At 70.5% G+C, this 8,860-nt stretch carries 8 protein-coding genes; 1 reads left to right on the top strand and 7 read right to left on the bottom strand.

Annotated features, from left to right (window positions below):
* Window positions 1–118: 118 nt before the first annotated feature.
* From MT346_RS17845 to MT346_RS17815, 7 genes are all read right to left on the bottom strand, one after another.
* Entirely contained in the window at window positions 119–1,786 is a 1,668-nt protein-coding gene (locus MT346_RS17845) for a CTP synthase (protein ID WP_243564468.1), read from the bottom strand.
* Window positions 1,787–1,988: 202 nt separating this feature from the next.
* Window positions 1,989–3,683 carry a DNA repair protein RecN gene (recN, locus tag MT346_RS17840; protein WP_243564467.1) on the bottom strand — a complete coding sequence of 565 codons (1,695 nt, stop codon included), beginning with the start codon at window positions 3,681–3,683 and terminating at the stop codon, window positions 1,989–1,991.
* Window positions 3,680–4,612 (bottom strand): NAD kinase, encoded by a 933-nt coding sequence (locus MT346_RS17835; protein ID WP_243564465.1) that lies wholly within the window; start codon window positions 4,610–4,612, stop codon window positions 3,680–3,682. The genes recN and MT346_RS17835 overlap by 4 nt, the downstream gene beginning before the upstream one ends.
* Window positions 4,609–5,427 (bottom strand): TlyA family RNA methyltransferase, encoded by an 819-nt coding sequence (locus tag MT346_RS17830; protein WP_243564464.1) that lies wholly within the window; start codon window positions 5,425–5,427, stop codon window positions 4,609–4,611. Before MT346_RS17830 ends, MT346_RS17835 begins: the two co-directional genes overlap by 4 nt.
* Before the next feature lie 37 nt (window positions 5,428–5,464).
* Window positions 5,465–5,629, bottom strand: a complete 165-nt coding sequence (locus MT346_RS17825; RefSeq protein ID WP_243564463.1) for a hypothetical protein — start codon at window positions 5,627–5,629, stop codon at window positions 5,465–5,467.
* A gap of 10 nt (window positions 5,630–5,639) precedes the next feature.
* Window positions 5,640–6,614: an HAD-IIA family hydrolase gene (locus tag MT346_RS17820; protein ID WP_374202542.1), complete on the bottom strand. Its 975-nt coding sequence runs from the start codon at window positions 6,612–6,614 to the stop codon at window positions 5,640–5,642.
* Window positions 6,615–6,645: 31 nt separating this feature from the next.
* Window positions 6,646–7,365 carry a hypothetical protein gene (locus tag MT346_RS17815; RefSeq protein WP_243564462.1) on the bottom strand — a complete coding sequence of 240 codons (720 nt, stop codon included), beginning with the start codon at window positions 7,363–7,365 and terminating at the stop codon, window positions 6,646–6,648.
* A 123-nt stretch (window positions 7,366–7,488) separates the two neighbouring features.
* Here MT346_RS17815 and MT346_RS17810 point away from each other — a divergent pair, with 123 nt between their 5' ends.
* A complete protein-coding gene (locus tag MT346_RS17810) occupies window positions 7,489–8,349 on the top strand; it encodes a hypothetical protein (RefSeq protein ID WP_243564461.1) in 861 nt (286 codons plus the stop codon).
* Window positions 8,350–8,860 lie beyond the last annotated feature (511 nt).

Below are 8,860 nucleotides of genomic sequence, written 5' to 3'. Positions count from 1 at the left end.
ATCGGTGCGTCGGTCACACCCCCATCCAACCCGCGCGCGCGGTGGGCGCGGCCACAGACGGGCTGGAGGCCCGGTGCCAGCTGGCACCGGGCCTCCAGTGGGAACGTGGGGACGTCGACTACGCGACCTCCACCGACTCCGTCTCCGGGTCGAACAGGCGGGAGGCCTCGTTGCGGGTGATCGCGGCCTCGACCAGTCCGGCGAACAGCGGGTGCGCGTGGTTCGGCCGCGAGCGCAGCTCGGGGTGCGCCTGCGTGCCGATGTAGAACGGGTGCTCCGCACGGTCCAGCTCGACGTACTCCACCAGCGAGCCGTCGGGCGAGGTGCCCGAGAACACCATGCCGGCGTCCGCGATCTGCTGACGGTACGTGTTGTTGACCTCGTAGCGGTGACGGTGCCGCTCGGACGCCTCGGACGCGCCGTACAGGTCGGCGGCCAGCGAGCCGTCGGTGAAGACCGCCGGGTACAGGCCCAGCCGCATCGTGCCGCCCAGGTCACCGCCGGCGATGATGTCGACCTGCTCGGCCATGGTCGCGACGACGGGGGTCGGGGTCTCCGGGTCGAACTCGGAGCTCGACGCGTCGACCAGACCGGCCTCGTGGCGGGCGTACTCGATGACCATGCACTGCAGTCCCAGGCACAGGCCGAGCGTGGGGATGTGGTTCTCGCGCGCGAACTTCAGCGCGCCGAGCTTGCCCTCGATGCCGCGCACGCCGAACCCGCCGGGGATGCAGATGCCGTCGACGTCGCCGAGCTGCTTGGCGGCACCCTCGGGCGTGGTGCAGTCGTCCGACACGACCCACTTCAGCGTGACCTTCGCGTTGTGGGCGAAGCCACCCGCGCGGAGCGCCTCGGTGACAGAAAGGTACGCGTCCGGCAGGTCGATGTACTTGCCGACCAGCGCGATCGTGACGTCCTTCTTGGGCTCGTGCACGGCCTGCAGCACCGGGTTCCACGAGGTCCAGTCGACCGGACCGGCGTCCAGGTGCAGCGCGTCGACGATGACCTGGTCGAGGCCCTGCGTGTTCAGCAGCGTCGGCAGGTCGTAGATCGAGGGGACGTCGACGGCGTTCACCACGGCGCCCTCGTCGACGTCGCACATCAGCGCGATCTTCTTCTTGTTCGAGTCGGACACGGGGCGGTCGCTCCGGAGCACGAGCGCGTCGGGCTGGATGCCGATCGAGCGCAGCTGCGCCACGGAGTGCTGCGTCGGCTTGGTCTTCTGCTCACCCGAGGCGTTCATGAACGGCACGAGCGACACGTGCACGAAGAACACGTTGTTGCGGCCGAGCTCGTGGCGCACCTGGCGTGCCGACTCGATGAAGGGCTGCGACTCGATGTCGCCGACCGTGCCGCCGACCTCGGTGATGATGACGTCGGGCTGCGGGTCGTTCTCCGCCTGCTCGCGCATCCGCCGCTTGATCTCGTCGGTGATGTGCGGGATGACCTGCACGGTGTCGCCGAGGTACTCGCCGCGGCGCTCCTTGGCGATGACCGTCGAGTACACCTGGCCGGTCGTGACGTTCGCCGCCTGCGACAGGTTGATGTCGAGGAACCGCTCGTAGTGCCCGATGTCCAGGTCCGTCTCGGCACCGTCGTCGGTCACGAAGACCTCGCCGTGCTGGAACGGGTTCATGGTGCCCGGGTCCACGTTGAGGTACGGGTCGAGCTTCTGCATGACGACCTTGAGGCCGCGTGCCGTCAAGAGGTTGCCGAGGCTGGCCGCCGTCAGGCCCTTGCCGAGAGACGAGACGACCCCGCCGGTCACGAAGATCTGCTTCGTCACCTTCGAGGTCGTGTGTTGCGTGTTTGCCTGGGTACCGCTGGAAGTGTCCGCCACGGGATTCCATCGTACGTCAGAACTGCCAGGAGGCGCGACCCGCGTTCGCCGCGCGCGTGTCCGCCCTGCTCTGGCCGGACCGGTGGTCCGTGGCCGGGCTCGACTGATCCCTCGCGCTTCGTGCTCGGCGCCTGGCGTGCTGCGGCGCTCAGGCGGTCTGCGCTGCCACGGCGAGCAGCTCGCGGGCGTGCTCCATGCCGCTGGCGCTGTCGCCGAGGCCGGAGAGCAGCCGCGCCATCTCCTGCAGCCGGTCGTCGCCCTCCAGCCGTCGCACGCTCGACGAGGTGACCGCGCCGCTGGCGTCCTTCACGACGTTGAGGTGGTTCGTGGCGAACGCGGCGACCTGGGCCAGGTGCGTGACGACGATGACCTGCGTGCGCTCGGCGAGCTTCGCCAGGCGTCGGCCGATCTCGATCGCCGCGGCGCCACCGACGCCGGCGTCGACCTCGTCGAACACGAACGTCGGCACCGTCGTGCTGCCGGCCATCACGACCTCGATCGCGAGCATCACACGCGACAGCTCGCCGCCGGACGCACCCTTGCTGATCGGCCGCGGGTCGGTGCCCGAGTGCGGCTGCAGCAGGATCGCGACCTGGTCGCGGCCGTGGCGGCGGAACTCGCCGGCGTCGGTGACCTCGACCACGAGCTTCGCACCGGCCATCGCCAGGGTCCGGAGCTCGGCGGTCACGCGCTTCGCCAGGTCGTTCGCGGCCGTCGTCCGCGCCGCCGTCAGGGTTGCACCGGCTGCTTCGAGGGTCGATTCGTCCTGCTCGACGGCCTGCTGCAGCGCGACGATCCGGTCGTCGTCGCCGTCGAGCTCGAGCAGTCGGTCGCTGGCGCGCTGGCCGAACGCGATGACGTCGTCGACGGTGTCGCCGTACTTGCGACTCAGGGCGGACAGCACCGCGCGCCGTTCGTTGATGAGCTCGAGGTCGTGACCGGCTTCCGGTTCGAGCGACCCCAGGTAGCTCGACAGGCTGGCCGAGGCCTCGCTGGCCTGGATGCCGAGCTCGGTCAGTTGCTCGAGCACGGGCTGCAGTGCGGCGTCGGCGCTCGTCACCCGCTCGATCGCGCGACGGGCCGCCTCGACCAGCCCGATGACGTCGGTCGCTCCGTCGAGGGACTCGGACGAGATCGCCTCGTGAGCCAGGCCCGCGGACAGCCGGAGCTCTTCGAGGTTGCCGAGCCGTTCGGCGCGTTCGGCCAACTCGTCGTCTTCGCCCGGCTGGGGTGCGGCAGCCTCGATCTCGTCGGAGGCCTCGCGCAACCGAGCCGCCTCGGCCAGGCGTTCGTCGCGATCACGCGTCAGGATCTCGAGGTCGGCCGTGTGCTCCTGCCAGGCGTCGAAGGCGCGGACGTACGCCGCCAACGCCTTGTCGACGGCTGCCCCGCCGAAGCCGTCGAGTGCGGCGCGTTGCGCCGTCGACGAGGTCAGCCGGATCTGGTCGGACTGCCCGTGCACGGTGACCAGCTGGTCCGCCAGCTCGCCGAGCACCGCGACCGGGGCGCTGCGACCGCCGACCGTGGCGCGGCTGCGGCCTTCGGCGGAGACGGTCCTGGTGAGGATGAGCTCGCCGTCCTCGACCGCTCCCCCGGCGTCCTCGACACGTTCGGCGACCGCGGCGTGGTCCGGCACGTCCCAGCGGCCCTCGACGACGGCGCTCGACGCACCACGACGCACGGAGCCCGCATCGGCCCGGGCACCGAGCAGCAGCCCGAGTGCGGTGACGATCATCGTCTTGCCAGCACCGGTCTCACCGGTGACGACCGTGAATCCGGGACCGAGCTCGAGCGTGGCGTCACCGATCACCCCGAGGTCCGCGATGCGGATCTCCTCGATCACCGGTCGTCTCCGTGTTCGTCGTCCTGGTGGGGTCCGCGCCACCCGGCGACGGGCAGCCGGAACTTCGCGACCAGCCGGTCGGTGAACGGGGCGTCCTTCAGCCGCGCGACACGGACGGGTTCGGGCGACCGCCGGACCTCGACGCGCGCACCCGGGGGCAGGTCGTGCGTGCGACGACCATCGCACCACAGCACGCCGACGCCGCTCGTCCGGCGCAGGACCTCGACGGCCAGCACACGGTCGGGGCCGACGACGATCGGCCGCGAGAACAACGCGTGGGCGCTCAGCGGCACCATGAGGATGGCGTCGACGTCCGGCCACACGATCGGGCCGCCGCCGGAGAACGAGTACGCCGTCGACCCCGTCGGGGTGGCGACGACGACACCGTCGCACCCGAAGGACGACAGCGGACGACCGTCCACCTCGGTGACGACCTCGAGCATGCGCTCGCGCGAGGCCTTCTCGATCGTCGCCTCGTTCAGTGCCCACGACGAGTAGACCTTCTCGTTGCCGACCACGACGTCGACCTGCAGGGCGACGCGCTCTTCGACGTTGTACTCGCCGGCCAGGGCACGCTGGACGGTCTCGGCCAGGCCGTCCCGCTCGCTCTCGGCCAGGAACCCGACGTGGCCCAGGTTGACGCCGATCAGCGGGGCGCGCGTCCCGCGGACGAGTTCCGCTGCGCGCAGGATCGTACCGTCACCGCCGAGCACGATGACGATCTCGAGGTCGTCGGGCTGCACGTCGACGCCGAGGATGTCGACCTTGCCGACCGACGCTTCGGCGCGGCGGATGTCGGCGTACTCGTCGAAGGGCATCACCGGGGTCAGGTCGGCCGCGTTCAGCAGGTCGCAGACCTCGACCGCGGCGTCGATGGAGTCGCGCCGGCCCGTGTGCGAGACGAGCAGGATGTGCCGTTCGTCGCTCATGGAGCCCCTTCCGCCAGTTCGGTCGCCCGTGTGATCCATTCTGTCGGATTGGACCCTGCGCCCCGCTGGAGACGCGCGAGGTACTCGTGGTTGCCGTGGGTCCCGAGGATCGGCGAGGCGATCAGGCCCGACGTCCCGAAGCCGAGGTCCCATGCGGCCCACAGCACGTTCATGAGTGCGTCGTTCCGCAGGTCGACGTCGTGCACGATGCCCTCGCGCACACCGTTCCGGCCGACCTCGAACTGCGGTTTCACGAGCAGCACGTACTCGTCCGCCGGCACGGCACGGGCCAGTGCGGGCAGGACGATGCGCAGGCTGATGAACGACAGGTCCCCGACCACCAGCGTGGTGTCCGCCGCGGCCGGGTCGAACGCCAGGTAGTCCTCGGCGGTCAGGTTCCGAGCGTTGACGCCCTCGACCACGACGACCCGGTCGTCCAGCGCGACGACGGGGTCGAGCTGGCCGTGACCGACGTCGAGCGCGACGACCCGCCGGGCACCTCGGGCGAGCAGCACCTGCGTGAACCCACCGGTGCTGGCGCCGACGTCGAGCGCGACGCGGCCCGTCGGGTCCACCCCGAAGGCGTCGAGGGCCCCGACGAGCTTGAGCGCTGCCCGCGAGACCCAGTCGTCCCCGGCATCGACCTGGATCACGGTGTCGGGCAGCACCGGGGTCGAGGCCTTGACCACCGGCACGCCGTCGATGCTGACGCGGCCGTCCGCGACGAGCTTGGCTGCAGCGGTTCGGGACTTGGCGAGTCCCCGCGCAGCCACGGCCGCGTCCAGCCGCACGGGCCGGACGTCGGAGCGCTGCATGTCCGCCCCGGGCCCGTCGGCTCGGGGGAGGTGGGTGTCAGGCACTCGCGGTGCCGCCGTTCTCGAGCCGCGTGCGCAGCTCGTCGTGCAGCCCGGCGAAGACGTCCGCACGGTCCGGCAACGGCAGGTCCTCGGCCCGACGAGCGCGCGCTGCGACGTCGCCGTCGTTGTCGATCGGCTGCGGTCCGGGGGTGTCTGACACGTCCGACACGCTACTCGCCGCCGTGGAGCGCAGGGTCGACGTCGAGCCCGTAGATCGCCAACCCGGAGTCCCAGATCGCTGCGGCACCAGCGCGCAGCAGGTCCATCGGGTCGTCGCCGCGCTGCTCGACGCGGACGACGTTCCGCTGCATCCGGACCGTCGACTCGCCGACGCTGACGTACCGCGTGCCGTCAGCAGATCCGTGCCGGTGGGTCACCGGGTAGGGCTCGGACAGACCTCGCAGGTCCTGCAGCACGTACGTCGGCCGCGAACGCACATCGGCCGCGAGCACCTGCTTCGCCTGGTCGATGCCGGTCAGCACGAGGACACTCGGGATCCCGACGTCGTTCGCGCCCTTGATGTCGGTGTCCAGGCGGTCGCCGATGAACAGCGGCCGCTCCCCGCCGAAGCGAGCCAGGGCCGCGTCGAAGATCGGTCGCTCGGGCTTGCCGGCCACGACCGGCATGCGTCCGACGGCCTGGTGCACGGCGGACACGAGGGTGCCGTTGCCGGGCGCGATGCCGCGTTCGACCGGGATCGACCAGTCCATGTTCGTCGCGACCCACGGGATGTCGGGATCGGCCAGGGCGAACGAGGCCTCGGCCAGCTGCTGCCACCCGAGGTCCGGCGAGAACCCCTGGATGACCGCAGCGGGCGCGTCCTCGGCACTCGCCGTGACCGTGAAGCCCGCCTGTTCGACGATGCTGGTCAGACCGATGCCGCCGATCACCAGGACCGTCGACCCGGCGGGCACCAGGGTCTCGAGCAGCCGGACGCCGGCCTGCGAACTCGTGACCACGTCGTCCGCCGTGACGTCGAGGCCGTAGCGCTGCAGGTGCTCAGCGACGTCGGACGGACGACGCGAGGCGTTGTTCGTGATGTAGCCGACCCGCGCCGTCAGCGAGGCGCGCGTCAGCGACTCGACGGCGTGCGGGATGGCGTTGCGGCCACGGTAGACGACGCCGTCCAGGTCGGTGAGGACCAGGTCGACGCCGTCCGTCGGTGGACGCGGGGTGTCAGCCGGCTGCGGAGCCGTCGACGTCGCGGGGGTTGTCCTCGTCGATCTCGCCGAGGTCGTCGTCGGGCTCGTCGGACTCGGGCTCGCCGAGGGGCGCGAGCTGGTCGGGCTCCCCTGGCTCGTCGACGTCGTCGAGCTCGTGCTCGTCGGACTCGTGTCCTTCGACTTCTTCCTCGACCACATCCACTGTCTCCCAAGAGTCTTCGTCAGCAGCTTCGGCGAGGGCTTCGGCCGCGCGGTCCACACGCGCCCACCACTCGTCGGCTTCGTCCTGGCGACCGAGCTCCTCGAGCGTGGCCGCGTAAGCACTGTAGAGCGCCGGCGACCAGCTGTAGGCCGTCGACGGGTCGAGCTGTGGAATCTCCAGCTCGCCCAGTGCGGCTGTGGGATTCCCGAGGTCGATCCGGGCTCCGGACATCGCGATGGACAACTCGACCTGCACCGCCGGCTCGAGCGCCGCGCGGTCCACGGAACGACCGAGCTCGAGCGCGCGCTCGGGGCGCCCCAGGCCGCGTTCGCAGTCGACCATCATCGGCAGCTGGTCGTTGCGACCCGAGATGCGACGGTAGGTCCGGAGCTCGCGGAGCGCCGTGGTGAAGTCCCCGAGCCGGTAGGCGGTGATCGCCGCGGTCTCGCGGACGACTGCCACACGACCGGCGCGACGTGCGGCGCTCAGCGCGTGCTGGTTGGCGAGCTCCGGGTCCTCGTCCACGTACATGGCGGCCGTGAGCAGGTGCCGTGCGACCCAGTCCGCGTTGTCCTTGCTGAGCGTCTTGAGCTCGGCCCGGGCTTGCGGGTGGAGGTCACGCGCCGAGATCTCGTCGGGGATCTCCGGGTCCTCGTGACGCGGGCGGATCGACCGGGTGCCGTACGGGTCGCGGTCCTCGAAGTCGTCGCGGGCAGCCTCGCCGAAGCGGGCACCGGGGCCGCGGCTGCCGTCGCCGAAACGCTTGCGGTCGTCGCTGCCCCCACGGGTGCTGAACTGGCCCCGTTCGGGCCGGTCGGAACCTCCGCGGAAGGGTCGGTCACCATCACGACGCGGACGGTCCGAGTTGTACGCGGGACGGTCACCGTCACGACGAGGACGGTCGGAGTTGTACGACGGACGATCACCATCACGACGCGGACGGTCCGAGTTGTAGGACGGACGATCACCATCACGACGCGGACGGTCCGAGTTGTACGACGGACGATCACCATCACGACGCGGACGGTCCGAGTTGTACGACGGACGATCCCCATCACGACGAGGCCGGTCCGAGTTGTACGCGGGACGGTCACCGTCACGACGAGGCCGGTCCGAGTTGTACGCGGGACGGTCACCGTCACGACGCGGACGGTCGGAGTTGTACGACGGACGATCACCATCACGACGCGGACGGTCCGAGTTGTACGCGGGACGGTCACCGTCACGACGCGGACGGTCGGAGTTGTACGCGGGACGGTCACCGTCACGACGCGGACGGTCGGAGTTGTACGCGGGACGGTCACCGTCACGACGCGGACGGTCGGAGTTGTACGACGGACGATCACCATCACGACGCGGACGGTCCGAGTTGTAGGACGGACGGTCACCATCACGACGCGGACGGTCCGAGTTGTACGACGGACGATCACCGCGTGGGCCACTCGAACGGTCGGACCGCTGCCCACCGTCGCGGAAACCACGCCCCGGAGCGCTGTCGCGGCTCGGTCGATCTGATCGGAACGGACGGTCACCGTCGCGCTGCGGACGGTCGGAACGCGCACCTTCGCGCCGCTCGAACTCGCGCGGGCCAGAGGACCAACCGCCTCGGCCACCACCGTTCGAACCACCGTCACGGCCCGCGGGACGATCGCTGTCACGGCGCGGAGGCCGCTCTCCGCGGTCGTCGTTGCGGTCGTTCCGCCGCTCGTCGTCGTTCGCCACCGTTGCTCCTCATCGCGTGCCGGAGCGCAAGCCCCGGCGATCGTCCGCTGTGTCGTTGTGTGTGTCCGCGCCGTCCCTGGCTCGTCGTCCCAGTCCATCACGGACTTGCCCTGACGTCGAGCGTCGGTGTCCGACGCGCAAAACAGAAATGGCCACCGGCCCCGATCGAGAACGAAGGGTGCCCTTCGTGTTCTCGATGGAGGGCCGATGGCCACATCTTCTTACCTACGTTGAGTCCGGCGGCGTCCTACTCTCCCACAAGGTCCCCCTTGCAGTACCATCGGCGCTGAGAGGCTTAGCTTCC

Source organism: Curtobacterium sp. VKM Ac-2922 (genome assembly GCF_022815645.1).
Lineage (GTDB): Bacteria > Actinomycetota > Actinomycetes > Actinomycetales > Microbacteriaceae > Curtobacterium.
This window is presented reverse-complemented; position numbering and strand designations above follow the sequence as displayed.